This window comes from Methylomonas sp. DH-1 (assembly GCF_046097555.1).
Classification (GTDB): Bacteria; Pseudomonadota; Gammaproteobacteria; order Methylococcales; family Methylomonadaceae; genus Methylomonas; species Methylomonas koyamae.
The window spans coordinates 3,548,513-3,564,347 of sequence record NZ_CP143089.1; the positions used below are offsets into that span (position 1 = coordinate 3,548,513).

Sequence of the window (15,835 nt, forward strand, 5' to 3'; positions counted from 1 at the left end):
CCATTGCCTGCGTCCCCTGAACGGTTAAAACAAGGCTCAGCCCAGCAACGCGGCGGCTAATTACGGCCAATCCGGGTAGACCGGGCCGGCTCCATAACCAGCAAGCGCAAGTCAGCGCCTATGCCGCGTAGGTCAAAACGGTATCCGGCCCTTCATGTCAGACACCCTCCGGGCCGGCGTCGGCCACGACGCAATTGCGGCCGTTGCGCTTGGCCCGGTACAGCGCTTTATCGACCCGTTCGAAGAACGCCTGCTCGGTTTCGGCGACGGCAAACTCGCCGGCGCCGATGCTGATGCTGACTCGTATTTGCCGCGGCAGTGCCAAATTCTCGATGGCCAGCCGCACGCGGGCGGCAAATTCGGCTGCGGCGGCAATCGGCGTATGCGGCAGCAGCAGCGCAAATTCTTCGCCGCCCCAGCGGGTGACGTCGTCGACAGTCCGCACCAGGCCGCGCAGCGTCGCCGCCACCAGTTTCAAGACTTCGTCGCCGACCAGATGGCCGTGACTGTCGTTGACGCGCTTGAAGTGGTCGATGTCGATCAACAACAACGAAAACGGCGACGACCGGTAACGCCGCATGCGCTGAATTTCCTCCTCCAAGCGTTGTTGCAACATGCGCCGGTTGCCGATGCCGGTCAACGGATCGGTCAGCGCGGACTTTTCCAAACCCAGCGCCTTCGATTCCAAAATGCCGACCAACTCCTTCAATTCGCTGGCGTGGTGTTTGACCAAATCGATCCAGGTGCCGTAAGCGAATCCGACCAGCTCGCTCTGGGTGACGACGCCGACCAGATGCCGGTTCGCATCGACCACCACCGCGCGTTTGATCTTCAAGGTTTTCAGTTGCATCAAGGCGTCGTGTATCGTCGCATCGGTATGGGTAGTCGCGACCGGGCTGGTCATGTACTCCGCCAGCGGCAAATCCGTGGCGCTGCCGGACGACAAAATCCGGAAAATATCCTTGGTCGTGATGATGCCGACCGGTATTCCAGCCTCGACCACGATAATGGAATCTTCCATTTTGCGCAGGTGGCTCAATACGTCTTCCAGAATCCAATCCGGCGAAAACGTGACCGGTTCGGTGCGGGAAATCAGCTCGCCTATGGTTTTTTTCTGGACCAGCACGGTCGGATCGACCGCCGACAAAATATCGGTATAGGTCAAAATGCCGACCAGCTCGCCGCCGCTGCCGACCACGCCCAAATAGCGGTCGCCGCTCTTTTCCAGCTCGTCCAGGCCGGCCAGGATATGTTCGTTTTCGCCGATGCAGGCAACTTTGCGGATCGGCAGGTCGCCCAGTTTGGCGGATGTTTGGCCGCCCTCGTGGACGTGGACCAGCAAGTCTTCGACCGAAAACACATAGTGTCCGTCGGCTTGCTCGATTACGACGCTGCTGACGTTGTAGCGGCTCAGCAGTTCGGACACCTCGCGCATGCTGGTCTCGAGCGTGGCGCGCAAAATTTCGCGCTGGGCAATCGTGCCGACGGTGGGAAACAAAGTCAATTCCATGGATGCTGAATGCGGTTAGCGGTTGGGTTTAAGCCGGGATGGCGGAAGGTTTGGCTGGAGATTAGGTAAGCGCGAATGCGGGCGGTCGCTGCCTCATGTGTCGGCGGAAAACTTTTTCGCCGCGCCATGGGCGCCGTTACCCGAGGCCTTGAATTCGTCGTAGCCGCGCAACAGCTCGGTGACCGATTTGGCGCGCACCTTGCGCATTAGGTTGGCACGGTGGACCTTGACCGTTTTGATGGAAATGTCCAATTGTTCGGAAATTTCCCGGTTGGTCAGGCCGCTGACCACCATCTCGCACGTCTGCAATTCTCTGCGGGTCAGCGTCTTGAATTCGCTGAGCCGCCGGGTATCGCGTTCGAAGGTATCCAACGCCCGTTCTAAGGCCAATCGCATCTGGTCCAGCCGAAACGGCTTCTCGATAAAATCGAAAACGCCGGAGTTGATCGCCTGCAGTGCTTTGGACATGCGTCCGGCCCGGCTGATACAGATACGCGGCCATTGGCCGAAAACATCGTCTCCCGGCTTACGCTCGAAAACGTCCAGAAACTCCGGATCGAACACCACGCACAACGCCAGATTGGCAGGGCCGAAACGCAAGCGCTTGTCGCCGGCCCACCGGTTTAATTCGCTGCTACAGGCAAAATGCACGACCTCGGCCGCCAGCCGTTCGGCCATCCGCAAAATGCCTTTGTATGAGGAGATGTCGGCATCGACGACTAGGATCACTCTGTCGAATTTCATGGAATCGGATTGAATCGGTTGACTTTCGTTAACGCGGCGCGCCGGAAAATTTTCGGATTCTAGCCGCATCCTTTGGTTTGTCTATAGGCCCAAATACCTAGACCGGCACCGGCTGCGCGCGGCCGCCAAAACTTGCGCGAAGACTTTCGGCCTACCTGTTTGTATAATCCGGCCAACACAGCCAATTCAACCTATTCCATGCCAAGCCCATTCCAGCGCATCGGCCTCGTCGGCAAGTTCGGCGACCCCGGCATCGCGCCGACGCTGAACCAACTTTACCGCTATCTGCTGCGCCGGGGTTTTCAAGTGACGGTGGAAAGCCAAAGCGCCGAATTGATCGACAACGCCGATCTTACCGGCGTCTATATCGAGCGTTTACCGGAACATTGCGACCTGATGATCGCGTTGGGCGGCGACGGCACCTTCCTGGCCGCGGCGCGGGCGGTGGCAGATTACGAGGTGCCGTTGCTCGGCGTCAATCTGGGCCGGCTCGGTTTTTTGGCCGATATCTCGCCGGAACAGCTCTCGGGCAGCCTGGAACAGATTCTGGCCGGCCACTACATTACTGAACAACGCCATTTGTTGAATGCGGCCATCATCCGCGACGGCACGCTGATCCACCAGCAAACCGCCGTCAACGAAGTCGTGATACACCGCTGGGTGACACCGAGCATGATCGAGATCGTCACCAGCATCGACGGCGTTTATCTGAACACGCAACGCTCGGACGGCCTGATCGTCGCCACGCCGACCGGCTCCACCGCCTATTCTTTGTCGGCCGGCGGCCCGATTCTGCATCCGGCCTTGCACGCGCTGGTGTTGGTGCCGCTGAACCCGCATACCTTATCCAACCGGCCGCTGGTGATCGACGACAACGTCACCATCGAAGTCCGCTTCAGCCGCGCCAAACAAATCAATGCGCTGGTCACTTGCGACCATCTGGAAATTCCGGACGTGCGCATCAACGACAAGATCGTGATCAAGAAGGCCGAGAAACCGATTAAAATCCTGCATCCGGCAGACCACGACTATTTCCACATCCTGAGAAGCAAACTCAACTGGAGCGGCTACCCCGCCTGAACCCATGCTGCTAAACCTGAACATTCTCGACCTGGCCGTGGTCGACGCCTTGGATCTGGATCTGGACCCCGGCATGTCGGTGTTGACCGGCGAAACCGGCGCCGGCAAGTCCATCCTGTTAACCGCACTGGGCCTGGCACTCGGCGACCGCGCCGATTCCGGCTACGTCCGTCCCGGCAGCAAGCGGGCCGAGATCAACATCGAATTCGATTTGAGCAAAGCGCCGCTGGTCAAACAATGGCTGGCCGACCACGAACTGGACGACGACAGCCAGTGTCTGATCCGCCGCACCGTCAGCGAGGACGGCCGCTCCAAAGCTTACATCAACAACCGCCCGGTCAATCTGCAAACCCTACAGGCGCTGAGCCGGCAATTGGTGGAAATCCACGGCCAGCACGCCCATCTGACCTTGCTGGACGGCGAAGAACAACGCCGGCTGCTGGACGGTTTTGCCGGCAACCAGGCCTTGCTGGAACAACTCAACGCTTGTTACCAAAACTGGCGCCAGGCGCACAAAGAATTGCAGCAACTGTTAAAGGCCGGCAGCGACCAGGCCGAGCGCGAGGAATTGCTGCGCTACCAATTGGAGGAACTGCAGCAATTGGACCTGGAAAATTTCGATTACCAGTCCCTGGCCGACGAACACCACAAACTGGCCAACCTCGGCAAAATCCTCGGCGTCGGCCAGCAACAACTCGACATACTGTACGACAACGACCAGCAATCGGTCGCCGACATGCTGGGCCACGTGATCCACGCGCTGCAGGAGCTGAGCCAGTACGCTGCCGAATTGAACGGCGTGGCGGAACTGCTCGGCGACGCCGAAATCCAGATCGGCGAAGCCACCCAACAATTGCGCCGCTTCCTGGAAAACCAGGAAGCCGATCCGCAGCAACTGGCCTGGCTGGAAAACCAGATCGGCGTGATTCAATCCTTGAGCCGCAAACACAAAGTCCAGCCCGAGGAACTGCCGGCACTGGCCGGCCGCTTCAGCGCAGAACTGCATAACCTCAGCCACAGCAGCGAGCGCATCGAAGCGCTGCACGCCGACTGCGAACGCTTGCTGAACCAATACCGCCAACTGGCCGCCGACTTGTCCGCCAGCCGGGCCCAGGCCGGCGCCGAATTGCAGCAACGGATTTCCGCCGCGATCAAGGAATTGGGCATGCCGCACGGCGAATTCATCGTCAAACTGCAAACGCCGGAAAACGCCGAACCGCAACGCAACGGCCTGGACCAGATCGAATTTTTGGTCAGCACCAACCCCGGCCTGCCGGCCAAGCCGCTGGCCAAGGTTGCCTCCGGCGGCGAATTGTCGCGCATCAGTCTGGCGATCCAGGTCACGACCAGCACCGACAAAACCACGCCGACCATGATATTCGACGAGGTCGATTCCGGCATCGGCGGCGGCATCGCCGAAATCGTCGGCCAAAAGCTGCGCCGGCTCAGCCGCAACCGCCAGGTACTGTGCGTAACCCACCTGCCCCAAGTCGCGGCGCAAGCCCACCAGCACTTGTTCGTCGCCAAAAACCAAAAGGCGGCCGTCACCTCGTCCAGCGTGCGCCGGCTGAGCGAGGAGGAACGGGTGCAGGAAGTGGCGCGGATGCTGGGCGGCGTCACCATCACCGAAAACACGCTGGCCCACGCCCGGGAAATGCTGGCTTCGGGCGGGGCCGCCGACGCAGCCGGCTAAGGCGTTATTTGCGCGACAGGCTCAACACGCCGATCAACACCAATCCAGCGCCGGCCATTTGCCCGGCGCTCAATTGTTCGCCGAGAAACACATTGGCCAGAAACAGCGTCGCTACCGGCCCCAGCGCACCGATCAGCGAGGCATGGCCGGAGCCGATGATCCGGATCGCCGCCGATAGCATGAACACCGGCAACACGGTCGACACAAGCGCCATCCACAAACTCAATTGATACACCCGCGCCGAGACCAACAGCGCCTGCGGCGGATGGGTCAACAGGAATTGGATCAGCGTTGCCGCGCACGCCACCAACATCGCATAGGCGGTAAAGCGCGACGCGCCTATCCTGGCCACCGTTTCGCCGGTACCGATCAGATAAGCCGCGTAGGTTAGCGTGCTGGCGAACACAAACCCGGCTCCCAGCCACAAATGCTCGGCCTGCAAGGTCACTTGATCGCCGAACACCACGCCGATGCCGGCATAACTGAGCAGCAACGCCACGACTTCTTTACGGCCGAACGGTTTATGCAACAGTAACGCCGACAACACCACGACCAGGGTCGGGTACAAAAACAAAATCAGGCGCTCCAGACCGGCGGATATGTATTGCAAGCCGATGAAGTCGAACAGGCTGGACAGGTAATAACCCAACAAACCCAATAGCAACAACGCCACGTAATCGCGCCGACCCAAGCTTTGCGCCGGTTTTTGCCAGGCATGGCGCAAAGCCACGACCAGGAAAAACGGTGCCGAAAACAGCATCCGCAACGCCAGCAAAGTCACGGCGTCGACCGCCTCGCTGTAAGCCAATTTGACGAAAATGGCTTTGCCGGAAAAACCGATAGCGGCCAAAATCGCCAAGCCGAAGCCGAGCCAGCGCCTGTGTTCTGTTGAGTGGGTGGAAACGGGTGTTGCCATCAGACCTCCTGGGTTGGTGCGGGCCTGGGGCAAATGGCAAAGCAACTGCGGCAAGCCCGCGGTTGCTTGAAAGTTTTTTTAGAAAAACGCAAACACCGCAGCGATAGGTAAGCCCCATAGCCAGCGGCGTTTATTGGCGAGAAAAAGCGGATTAGCGAATAACATGGGCCGTGATAGTAGCCTGGGTAGGTGCGTTAGTACAACAAAAATTGGCTATTTGCATTCCCAGGTTGGAATGAAAGCCGCTGGGTTTAATGTTGAGCCACGTTATTTTGGCTGGCTTTCGGTTCTGAGGAACTTCGCCGTTTGTTAGGGCAAGGCGTGATTGTTTTGTTACGCACCTAACAGGCTGGTGAAAAACCCACCGATATTTCCCCTTACCCACGGTTTCCGTGATTTTTTCGTGTTGAAATCGGTCATGACATCGAGTTTCAACCGTTTTGCCCCTGTTTCAAGGGCTTTTTATTCGCCTGAAGCCGTCTGTGGACGGTTTTCAGGCGTACTTCACCCTAGGTGGGCGCACTCCACGCCGGTTTCGGCGTGAACACCAATAGGTTGAGCAAGCGCGTCAGGTTGTAGGCGGCGAAGCAAAACAAGGCTTGGCCAGCGACTTTGGCTAAGCCGATGTGACGGGTTTTGCGCAGGCCGCCGACCGTTTTGACCCAGCCAAAGGCTTCTTCGACGATTTTGCGGCGCTTGAGGCTTTGGGCGTAACCTTTGCCGCGCGCGGTGCGGCCATCGACGGCACTGCCGGTCTTTTTCCGGGCCACATGGGCTTTGATGTCTTGCGCCTTGAGTCCGTTGACGAAAGCCGGTTGGTCATAGCCTTTGTCGGCACCGACGCTACCGCCTTTGGGCACACGGCGTTTGATCATTGTTTGCGCGGCTTCGATTTCAGCGGTGCCGGTGGCTTGGGTGGTTTCGACATCGACAATCAGGCCGTTACGATTCTCGGATAGGGCATGGGTGATGTAACGCAGTTTGGCCTCGGTGTATTCGCCTTTCTTGTAGAGCCGCGCTTCCGGGTCTGTCGTGCTTTGGTGGGTGGCGTTGCTGCGCTTTTCGCCGCTGAAGTCGACCTCGGGATTGCGGCCAGCGGGTTTGTCCGGGCCGCTGCCGTCTTTCTTAACGAAGCTTTTGTGCGAGGCCCAGGCTTCAATGAGGCTGCCGTCGACACTGAAGTGTTCGTCGGACACCAGGTTTTGCCATTCGGCTATGGCCAGTACCCGCTCAAAAAATTCGCGACTCAGCGCTTCGGACAGCAGCCGTTCGCGGTTGGCGCTGAACACGCTGCGTTCCCAGACAGCATCGTCGATGCCCAGACCGACAAACCAGCGAAACAGCAGGTTGTAGTCCAGCTGTTCCATCAACTGGCGTTCGCTACGAACGGTGTACAGCACTTGCAACAGCAAGGCGCGCAGCAGTTTTTCGGGCGCAATCGACGGGCGGCCAGCGTGCGAGTAACGCTCGGCAAAGACGGCATTCATAGAGGTCAATACGCCATCGACGAGTAGACGTAAACGACGCAACGGATGCTGTTTGGGAATACGTTCTTCCAGGCTAACGTAGCTGAACCAGCTACTTTGAATGGCATCGTGTCCGCGCATGGGGGGCTTCTCCAATTTAGATGCGCTATTTTACTTGTTTGCTGAGGCTATGCGCCTTGATGACTGCAGCTTTGGGAGTTTTTCACCAGCCTGCTAAGGCGACAGTCGGTTGCGCTTTACAATAACCGCAAATGGATAATAAGCTGAATCCGCGTTTGTGGAAGTAGGCTGGGTTGAATGATAATGAAACCCAGCTTCTAAGGGAAACGCTGATGCGTACATACATTCGTAGTCATTTAAAAGGCGGCGCATATTTCTTTACCGTCAATCTTGCTCAAAGACACCAAAATGATTTACTGATTAGGTGTATCGACGAATTACGCAATGCGTGTCGCTATACCAAGCAGAGCCATCCCATGGTTATTGAAGCTATGGTGGTACTGCCGGAACATTTACATTGCATTTGGCGCTTACCCGAAGGTGACGACGATTATCCGATGCGTTGGCGCTTGCTTAAATCACATTTTTCCAGACAGATTCAAAAGAACGAATTCGTTTCCGATAGTCGATTACGGAAAAACGAACGTGGGGTATGGCAACGGCGATATTGGGAGCACCAAATCCGGGACGAAACGGATTATCAGCGACATTTGGATTATATTCATTACAATCCGGTGAAACATGGTTATGTCGATAAAGCAGTGGATTGGCGTTATTCTTCCATCCACCGCTGGATTAAATTAGGGATTTACACCGAAAATTGGGCTGCTCTGCCGGACTTAATCGAACAAAACTGGGAATGATCGCTGGGTTTCACGTTGTTCAACCCAGCCTACGGCCCTGGAATACGCATCATCCTCTAGCAGGCTGGTGAAAAACTCGAAAAGCCAAGTAGGCTAACAGGCTGGTGAAAAACTCCCAAAGCTGCAGTCATCAAGGCGCATAGCCTCAGCAAACAAGTAAAATAGCGCATCTAAATTGGAGAAGCCCCCCATGCGCGGACACGATGCCATTCAAAGTAGCTGGTTCAGCTACGTTAGCCTGGAAGAACGTATTCCCAAACAGCATCCGTTGCGTCGTTTACGTCTACTCGTCGATGGCGTATTGACCTCTATGAATGCCGTCTTTGCCGAGCGTTACTCGCACACTGGCCGCCCGTCGATTGCGCCCGAAAAACTGCTGCGCGCCTTGCTGTTGCAAGTGCTGTACACCGTTCGTAGCGAACGCCAGTTGATGGAACAGCTGGACTACAACCTGCTGTTTCGCTGGTTTGTCGGTCTGGGCATCGACGATGCTGTCTGGGAACGCAGCGTGTTCAGCGCCAACCGCGAACGGCTGCTGTCCGAAGCGCTGAGTCGCGAATTTTTTGAGCGGGTACTGGCCATAGCCGAATGGCAAAACCTGGTGTCCGACGAACACTTCAGTGTCGACGGCAGCCTCATTGAAGCCTGGGCCTCGCACAAAAGCTTCGTTAAGAAAGACGGCAGCGGCCCGGACAAACCCGCTGGCCGCAATCCCGAGGTCGACTTCAGCGGCGAAAAGCGCAGCAACGCCACCCACCAAAGCACGACAGACCCGGAAGCGCGGCTCTACAAGAAAGGCGAATACACCGAGGCCAAACTGCGTTACATCACCCATGCCCTATCCGAGAATCGTAACGGCCTGATTGTCGATGTCGAAACCACCCAAGCCACCGGCACCGCTGAAATCGAAGCCGCGCAAACAATGATCAAACGCCGTGTGCCCAAAGGCGGTAGCGTCGGTGCCGACAAAGGCTATGACCAACCGGCTTTCGTCAACGGACTCAAGGCGCAAGACATCAAAGCCCATGTGGCCCGGAAAAAGACCGGCAGTGCCGTCGATGGCCGCACCGCGCGCGGCAAAGGTTACGCCCAAAGCCTCAAGCGCCGCAAAATCGTCGAAGAAGCCTTTGGCTGGGTCAAAACGGTCGGCGGCCTGCGCAAAACCCGTCACATCGGCTTAGCCAAAGTCGCTGGCCAAGCCTTGTTTTGCTTCGCCGCCTACAACCTGACGCGCTTGCTCAACCTATTGGTGTTCACGCCGAAACCGGCGTGGAGTGCGCCCACCTAGGGTGAAGTACGCCTGAAAACCGTCCACAGACGGCTTCAGGCGAATAAAAAGCCCTTGAAACAGGGGCAAAACGGTTGAAACTCGATGTCATGACCGATTTCAACACGAAAAAATCACGGAAACCGTGGGTAAGGGGAAATATCGGTGGGTTTTTCACCAGCCTGCTAAGGCATAGATGAGCCGCCAACTGTTAAAATAGGCTACCTAAATTTGGAGCCTTTCAATGCGCGGACACGATGCCATTCAAAGTAGCTGGTTCAGCTACGTTAGCCTGGAAGAACGTATTCCCAAACAGCATCCGTTGCGTCGTTTACGTCTACTCGTCGATGGCGTATTGACCTCTATGAATGCCGTCTTTGCCGAGCGTTACTCGCACACTGGCCGCCCGTCGATTGCGCCCGAAAAACTGCTGCGCGCCTTGCTGTTGCAAGTGCTGTACACCGTTCGTAGCGAACGCCAGTTGATGGAACAGCTGGACTACAACCTGCTGTTTCGCTGGTTTGTCGGTCTGGGCATCGACGATGCTGTCTGGGAACGCAGCGTGTTCAGCGCCAACCGCGAACGGCTGCTGTCCGAAGCGCTGAGTCGCGAATTTTTTGAGCGGGTACTGGCCATAGCCGAATGGCAAAACCTGGTGTCCGACGAACACTTCAGTGTCGACGGCAGCCTCATTGAAGCCTGGGCCTCGCACAAAAGCTTCGTTAAGAAAGACGGCAGCGGCCCGGACAAACCCGCCGGCCGCAATCCCGAGGTCGACTTCAGCGGCGAAAAGCGCAGCAACGCCACCCACCAAAGCACGACAGACCCGGAAGCGCGGCTCTACAAGAAAGGCGAATACACCGAGGCCAAACTGCGTTACATCACCCATGCCTTGTCCGAGAATCGCAACGGCCTGATTGTCGATGTCGAAACCACCCAAGCCACCGGCACCGCCGAAATCGAAGCCGCGCAAACAATGATCAAACGCCGTGTGCCCAAAGGCGGTAGCGTCGGTGCCGACAAAGGCTATGACCAACCGGCTTTCGTCAACGGACTCAAGGCGCAAGACATCAAAGCCCATGTGGCCCGGAAAAAGACCGGCAGTGCCGTCGATGGCCGCACCGCGCGCGGCAAAGGTTACGCCCAAAGCCTCAAGCGCCGCAAAATCGTCGAAGAAGCCTTTGGCTGGGTCAAAACGGTCGGCGGCCTGCGCAAAACCCGTCACATCGGCTTAGCCAAAGTCGCTGGCCAAGCCTTGTTTTGCTTCGCCGCCTACAACCTGACGCGCTTGCTCAACCTATTGGTGTTCACGCCGAAACCGGCGTGGAGTGCGCCCACCTAGGGTGAAGTACGCCTGAAAACCGTCCACAGACGGCTTCAGGCGAATAAAAAGCCCTTGAAACAGGGGCAAAACGCTTGAAACTCGATGTCATGACCGATTTCAACACGAAAAAATCACGGCAACCGTGGGTAAGGGGAAATATCAGTGGGTTTTTCACCAGCCTGCTAGAGATAATCGATGGACATAGACTCGTTCTTTGAAGACTTACATAAAAAGTCATCTGAAGAAGAAATATTAGACTTTTGTAGAAAGTTCATTCTGCATGGAACCCCTTACGTGTTCGGATCAAAAGATGAAGACTTTTATGAATTTCGCAAAAGAATCGGCGAAAAATTTAACGTTCCTTTCTACGAAATATACATCACTGGATCAGCAAAACTTGGTTTCAGTCCTTTTAAGGATAAGATATTTGATTACGATTCAGATATTGATGTTGCACTAGTTTCTCCTCAGTTATTTGAAAGAATAATGTTTGACATTGGTTATTATCAGATGCAATTCCGAAAAAATAGAGCGGTAGTCCGTGAAAGAGAGTTGAGAATGTATCATGAGTTTCTGGAGTACGTAGCTTTAGGTTGGATAAGACCAGATAAACTTCCTGTCTCATTTCAGATGAGAACATTCAAGGATGACTGGTTTGATTTTTTCAGAAGTATATCTAATGGAAAATCAGAGGTTGGAAATTACCAAGTAAACGCCGGCGTATTTAAAAGCTATCACCACTTAGAAACTTACACATTTTTAGGCATCAAAGATTTAAAAGGACAAAGGTCCATCGAGAGAGTCAATGGCACATCAAATTAAACCATCTGTAACTAATCCTACAATTGCTGACATTTACGAAAAAATTGATAATAACCGATTGATTATTTCCCCGGAATTTCAGAGAAAGTTTGTATGGACGCAGGAGCACCAAGAAGAGTTTCTAGACACCATTTTGAATGGTTATCCATTTCCTGAGATCTATGTTTGTCAAGGAGAAACCGACACTAAAAAACTTAGAACATCACAAAAAGTTATCGATGGGCAGCAACGCCTTACCACGATAAAAAATTATATAGAAAATAATTTCAAAAAAGAGCTAAAAATTGTCCGTCCATTTGATTCGCTAGATGAGAATGAACGAGATCATTTTCTGTCTTATCAGGTTGTTGTGCGCGACATTGGAAGGGTTAATGATGACTTGGTAAGAGAAATATTTAGAAGAATAAATCTTACTAAATTCAAGCTTGAAGATATTGAAATACACAACGCAATTTACGACGGCCATTTTATCCAAGTGGCAAAAGAGCTTGCGAATGAGGTTTCGCTTGAAGACTTTGAGATTTTCTACGAATCTGAACTCACACGAATGGCTGATGTGCACTTCTTTTTATTAGTGATGTCAACTATTGAGCGTCAAGGCTATTTCCCTAGAGATAATGAAGTTGAAAATTGTATTGCAGAATTTAACGAAGAATACCCTAATGCTCATAAAGTAAAATCTAAGATACTAAAATCAATATCTTTTATACAGAGCTTCAATCTTCCTCTTGACTCTATATGGTTCAGAAAGTCTTGTTTTTTCACAATGGTAGTAGAGCTATCTGAAGTGGATAGCCTACCGGGCAATATTGTTGACCGATTAAACGAGTTTGACGCAATGGTAATTGCTAAAAAAAACGAAAAAAACACAGACCATGGAGTTTTTTACCACGCAATGTATTCAGGCACTAATGATAGAAAAAATAGAATTATCCGTTCAGAGAATTTTAAAAGGTACATTCTTGGGAAAGGTCTTTAACAGGTTGTTGAAAAACAGTTGTATAGACGTTAGCTTGCCTGACGGCCGTACGACGGATAAACGGTTGGCGTAAGGTGGATTCGCGAAGCAATCCACCATGGATGACTTTCGATATATCCGCCCTGCTTGATCTTGCGATTGAATAGGGTTTTCGCGGATTGTCGCTGCGCTCCAAATCCGCCCTACGCTAACCCCTTGATTTGGGTTGGTGAGTTGTTGGATTAACCATTTTTGTTGGCGGGGGGTGGCGGTGCCAAATTATCGACGTTGTTTTGTTGCGGGTGTTGTTATTTCTTCACGGTGAATCTGCTGGAACGACGCTTGACGTTGCTGACCGACCATATCGATTCGGTGCGCCGGGTCAAACGGTTGTATCTATTTGAAATCGATGCTTGGGTAGTGCTGACGGATCACATGCATATGGTGTTGACCTTGCCGTGGATGCCGACGATTTCCCTGTTCGCTTACGGCTGATGAAATTATTGTTCGCCAAAGGTTTGCCGCACACCGAACGTTTATCGGCGACGCGTCGTAAACGCCAGGAACGTGGCATCTGGCAACGGCGTTTTTGGGAGCATGCAATTCGCGACAATCCCGATTATTCCAAGCATATCGATTACTGCCATTGGAACCCAATGAAACACGGTTACGTTAAACAATTGATAGATTGGCCTTATTCGACCTTTCATCGATACGTTCGCCATGGGCTTTTGCCAGAGAATTGGGCGGGTGTCGGCGAATTTTTGGATCAAGAACTTGGTGAAAGCAATGAATCGATATTGGTGAACACTTAGCCTGGATGGAGAGTCAGCGAAATCCGGGGTGGACGATGATGGAATGCTACGACGAAACCGAGCGGCACGAAGCTTGTAACCCCGTCCCAAAGTTTGCAAATTAGTCTGGAGGTAATGAAACCGTACAGACAGATTGAGAATCCTTCGGACCTGCTGAATATCAGGTTCAGGTAATTCTGTTCCTATGCGCAAGTCTGTTGCATGTAACGTGAGTGGTGTTTATGATGCGCTTTGTTACATGCAACGGGAGATTATGATGAGTATCAGTACTTCGGCACGTGTGCAAAAACATCGCCAGTCATTAAGGGAGGCGGGGTTGCGCCCCCTGCAAATTTGGGTGCCCGATACCCGGCGTAATGGTTTTGCCGACGAATGCCGGCGGCAATCCTTGCTGATTCGTGATGATGCCGCGGATCAGGAGACTTGTATGTGGCTGGAAGCGGTGGCTGACCACGACGGCTGGCAATGAGGCGCGGCGATCTAGTGACGGTCGCGTTACAGGGCGATCTTGGCAAACCCAGACCGGCGCTGCTGATTCAGTCCGACTTGTTCGACGCGCACCCATCCGTGACGATTTTGCCGGTTACCGGCGAGTTACGCGATGCACCGTTGTTTCGAATCCCCTTGGCGGCCAATGAACATACCGGGCTTAGCAAGCCTTCGCAAGTGATGGTGGATAAGCCGCAATCCGTGTCGCGCAGTAAAATCGGCGCCGTTATCGGACATGTGGATGACGAAACCCTGTTGGCGGTCAACCGAGCATTGGCGGTATTTTTGGGGTTTGCCTAGGCCGGCATTGGTTTTGCCGGCTCCGAGCCCGCTCAATTTTTACAACTGGGAAAAATGGTCTTCCATCCACCGCTAGAGTAAATATCCCCCGGCAAAGCCGGGGGCTTTATGTTGTGAACCGCTCAAAGCCACCATGACGGCTTTTTAATGGTACGCGATGCGTACCCTTGTATCTTACTTGTCGCCATGGTTAGCTACCTTGGCACTGAGACAGAAAGAGCTTGTGCGTACCCTTAAGGTTCGACCTTGGCATGTAGATTAAGCCTTCTGTCTCGCTTCTGATGCCAACGAAGACACTGAACGGTAGCCAAGGGCAATGACCCTGTATGCACAAGGCAAGTGGGCTCGGTTGGTTTATTTTGTTTCTTCATGCTGAATCACTCTAGTTTTTTATCGGTATCGATGTTTCTAAAGCCAAACTTGATTGCAGTCTGTTATTGGATGTTGCCACTGCCAAACGCCGTGCGAAATCCGTTACCAATTCCAAAGCGGGCGTCGACGATCTGTTAGCTTGGTGTGTAAAACAACAGGCCACGCCTGACACGCTACACGCTATCCTGGAAGGAACCGGCGTTTATCACGAACAGGCTACACTCGCCTTGAGCGATGCAGGCGTCACGGTCTCGATTGTAAATCCCGCTCAAGTCAAAGACTTTGGCCGCAGCCTGGGTGTGCGCACCAAGACCGACGGCGTCGATAGTCTGGTGTTGGCTCGTTACGGCGCGTTGTTGAACCCCAGGCCTTGGACACCTCCAACTCCAGAAGCTCGCACCTTGCAAGCCCTGTTATCCCGCCGTGAAGCGATCGCCCAGGATTTGCAACGCGAGCGCAACCGCCTGGAAAAAGCCCAGGCCACCGATACTCCGGTACTGATTCACCAATCCCTACTCGACTCTATTACTTTCCTGGAAACTCAACTCGCTAAACTCCAGATCGACATCGACGACCATATCGATCAGCACCCTGAACTGAAGGCGGACCGGACGCTGTTAATCAGTATTCCCGGCGTCGGTCCCCAGGTTAGCAATCACTTGTTAGCGGTGATGCACAATCATCACTTTCAATCCGCCGAACAACTGGCCGCTTACCTGGGTTTGGTGCCCGTGGAGCGACAGTCCGGTTCGTCGATTCAAGGGCGGCCCCGACTATCCAAAGCTGGCCCCGCCCGTATACGCGCCATCCTTTACATGGCCACCGTGGTCGGCGTTCAATACAACCCTCATCTCAAAGCACTCTATCTGCGTTTGCAGGCACGTGGAAAAACCAAAATGTCTGCTCTCGGTGGTGCTATGCGTAAACTCGTACATTTGTGCTTTGGTGTCCTGAAAACTCGCGAGCCTTACCGGGGCGATTACGCTTTTCAAAGTTGACTTTTAAGACGGTATCTACATCTGGATTATTAGACAAATCAGATAATTGACTGGATACAGATGGTTTGCCGCCATTGGTTGGCGTGCATTCTAAGGCTGTAAATGGCCGGTATCCAACATTGCCCCCAACCAAGTTTTGCCTAAAACCGCCCAGATTAAAAACAGGAACCGATCTGCGTTCCAACCCTAGAATGCAA

The 15,835-nt window shown here is 53.9% G+C and carries 16 protein-coding genes; 12 read left to right on the plus strand and 4 right to left on the minus strand.

Features of this window, described 5'->3' with window-relative positions; all coding sequences use genetic code 11:
• Positions 1-157: 157 nt before the first annotated feature.
• On the minus strand, positions 158-1,510 hold the full coding sequence (locus VXJ35_RS16125; protein WP_064022357.1) for a diguanylate cyclase: 1,353 nt from the start codon (positions 1,508-1,510) through the stop codon (positions 158-160).
• 93 nt (positions 1,511-1,603) lie between these two features.
• Positions 1,604-2,254, minus strand: a complete 651-nt coding sequence (locus VXJ35_RS16130; RefSeq protein WP_197495866.1) for a response regulator transcription factor — start codon at positions 2,252-2,254, stop codon at positions 1,604-1,606.
• Positions 2,255-2,452: 198 nt separating this feature from the next.
• Between VXJ35_RS16130 and VXJ35_RS16135 the strand changes: the two genes are divergently transcribed.
• Both VXJ35_RS16135 and recN read left to right on the plus strand, forming a co-directional pair.
• Positions 2,453-3,334, plus strand: a complete 882-nt coding sequence (locus tag VXJ35_RS16135) for an NAD(+) kinase (RefSeq protein WP_064023559.1) — start codon at positions 2,453-2,455, stop codon at positions 3,332-3,334.
• A gap of 4 nt (positions 3,335-3,338) precedes the next feature.
• Complete coding sequence (recN, locus tag VXJ35_RS16140) at positions 3,339-5,027, plus strand: DNA repair protein RecN (RefSeq protein ID WP_064022359.1); 1,689 nt, start codon at positions 3,339-3,341, stop codon at positions 5,025-5,027.
• Positions 5,028-5,031: 4 nt separating this feature from the next.
• On the opposite strand, the gene VXJ35_RS16145 is transcribed toward recN, so the two are convergent.
• Entirely contained in the window at positions 5,032-5,943 is a 912-nt protein-coding gene (locus VXJ35_RS16145) for a DMT family transporter (protein ID WP_064022360.1), read from the minus strand.
• A 509-nt stretch (positions 5,944-6,452) separates the two neighbouring features.
• The gene (locus tag VXJ35_RS16150) at positions 6,453-7,550 is read right to left on the minus strand and encodes an IS5 family transposase (protein WP_064021678.1); all 1,098 of its coding nucleotides are present in this window, start codon (positions 7,548-7,550) and stop codon (positions 6,453-6,455) included.
• Between the two features lie 212 nt (positions 7,551-7,762).
• Here VXJ35_RS16150 and VXJ35_RS16155 point away from each other — a divergent pair, with 212 nt between their 5' ends.
• From VXJ35_RS16155 to VXJ35_RS16200, 10 genes are all read left to right on the plus strand, one after another.
• On the plus strand, positions 7,763-8,293 hold the full coding sequence (locus tag VXJ35_RS16155) for an REP-associated tyrosine transposase (protein ID WP_064022361.1): 531 nt from the start codon (positions 7,763-7,765) through the stop codon (positions 8,291-8,293).
• A 190-nt stretch (positions 8,294-8,483) separates the two neighbouring features.
• Positions 8,484-9,581, plus strand: coding sequence for an IS5 family transposase (locus tag VXJ35_RS16160; protein WP_064019980.1), 1,098 nt, complete (start codon positions 8,484-8,486; stop codon positions 9,579-9,581).
• 223 nt (positions 9,582-9,804) lie between these two features.
• Positions 9,805-10,902: an IS5 family transposase gene (locus VXJ35_RS16165; RefSeq protein WP_064019980.1), complete on the plus strand. Its 1,098-nt coding sequence runs from the start codon at positions 9,805-9,807 to the stop codon at positions 10,900-10,902.
• Positions 10,903-11,079: 177 nt separating this feature from the next.
• Entirely contained in the window at positions 11,080-11,706 is a 627-nt protein-coding gene (locus VXJ35_RS16170) for a hypothetical protein (protein ID WP_064022362.1), read from the plus strand.
• Positions 11,690-12,685 (plus strand): DUF262 domain-containing protein, encoded by a 996-nt coding sequence (locus VXJ35_RS16175; RefSeq protein WP_064022363.1) that lies wholly within the window; start codon positions 11,690-11,692, stop codon positions 12,683-12,685. The genes VXJ35_RS16170 and VXJ35_RS16175 overlap by 17 nt, the downstream gene beginning before the upstream one ends.
• A 321-nt stretch (positions 12,686-13,006) precedes the next feature.
• Positions 13,007-13,159, plus strand: a complete 153-nt coding sequence (locus tag VXJ35_RS16180; protein ID WP_231914764.1) for a hypothetical protein — start codon at positions 13,007-13,009, stop codon at positions 13,157-13,159.
• Entirely contained in the window at positions 13,159-13,479 is a 321-nt protein-coding gene (locus tag VXJ35_RS16185; protein WP_331711075.1) for an REP-associated tyrosine transposase, read from the plus strand. Before VXJ35_RS16180 ends, VXJ35_RS16185 begins: the two co-directional genes overlap by 1 nt.
• 253 nt (positions 13,480-13,732) lie before the next feature.
• On the plus strand, positions 13,733-13,948 hold the full coding sequence (locus VXJ35_RS16190; protein ID WP_197495868.1) for an antitoxin MazE family protein: 216 nt from the start codon (positions 13,733-13,735) through the stop codon (positions 13,946-13,948).
• Complete coding sequence (locus VXJ35_RS16195; protein WP_064022364.1) at positions 13,945-14,268, plus strand: type II toxin-antitoxin system PemK/MazF family toxin; 324 nt, start codon at positions 13,945-13,947, stop codon at positions 14,266-14,268. The genes VXJ35_RS16190 and VXJ35_RS16195 overlap by 4 nt, the downstream gene beginning before the upstream one ends.
• Before the next feature lie 392 nt (positions 14,269-14,660).
• On the plus strand, positions 14,661-15,638 hold the full coding sequence (locus VXJ35_RS16200; RefSeq protein WP_064022365.1) for an IS110 family transposase: 978 nt from the start codon (positions 14,661-14,663) through the stop codon (positions 15,636-15,638).
• Positions 15,639-15,835 lie beyond the last annotated feature (197 nt).

Excerpts from the sequence above, each read along its gene's own strand:
- VXJ35_RS16125 (WP_064022357.1), bottom strand. The coding sequence starts at position 1,510 with ATGGAATTGACTTTGTTTCCCACCGTCGGCACGATTGCCCAGCGCGAA.
- VXJ35_RS16130 (WP_197495866.1), bottom strand. The coding sequence starts at position 2,254 with ATGAAATTCGACAGAGTGATCCTAGTCGTCGATGCCGACATCTCCTCA.
- VXJ35_RS16135 (WP_064023559.1), top strand. The coding sequence starts at position 2,453 with ATGCCAAGCCCATTCCAGCGCATCGGCCTCGTCGGCAAGTTCGGCGAC.
- recN (WP_064022359.1), top strand. The coding sequence starts at position 3,339 with ATGCTGCTAAACCTGAACATTCTCGACCTGGCCGTGGTCGACGCCTTG.
- VXJ35_RS16145 (WP_064022360.1), bottom strand. The coding sequence starts at position 5,943 with ATGGCAACACCCGTTTCCACCCACTCAACAGAACACAGGCGCTGGCTC.
- VXJ35_RS16150 (WP_064021678.1), bottom strand. The coding sequence starts at position 7,550 with ATGCGCGGACACGATGCCATTCAAAGTAGCTGGTTCAGCTACGTTAGC.
- VXJ35_RS16155 (WP_064022361.1), top strand. The coding sequence starts at position 7,763 with ATGCGTACATACATTCGTAGTCATTTAAAAGGCGGCGCATATTTCTTT.
- VXJ35_RS16160 (WP_064019980.1), top strand. The coding sequence starts at position 8,484 with ATGCGCGGACACGATGCCATTCAAAGTAGCTGGTTCAGCTACGTTAGC.
- VXJ35_RS16165 (WP_064019980.1), top strand. The coding sequence starts at position 9,805 with ATGCGCGGACACGATGCCATTCAAAGTAGCTGGTTCAGCTACGTTAGC.
- VXJ35_RS16170 (WP_064022362.1), top strand. The coding sequence starts at position 11,080 with ATGGACATAGACTCGTTCTTTGAAGACTTACATAAAAAGTCATCTGAA.
- VXJ35_RS16175 (WP_064022363.1), top strand. The coding sequence starts at position 11,690 with ATGGCACATCAAATTAAACCATCTGTAACTAATCCTACAATTGCTGAC.
- VXJ35_RS16185 (WP_331711075.1), top strand. The coding sequence starts at position 13,159 with ATGAAATTATTGTTCGCCAAAGGTTTGCCGCACACCGAACGTTTATCG.
- VXJ35_RS16190 (WP_197495868.1), top strand. The coding sequence starts at position 13,733 with ATGATGAGTATCAGTACTTCGGCACGTGTGCAAAAACATCGCCAGTCA.
- VXJ35_RS16195 (WP_064022364.1), top strand. The coding sequence starts at position 13,945 with ATGAGGCGCGGCGATCTAGTGACGGTCGCGTTACAGGGCGATCTTGGC.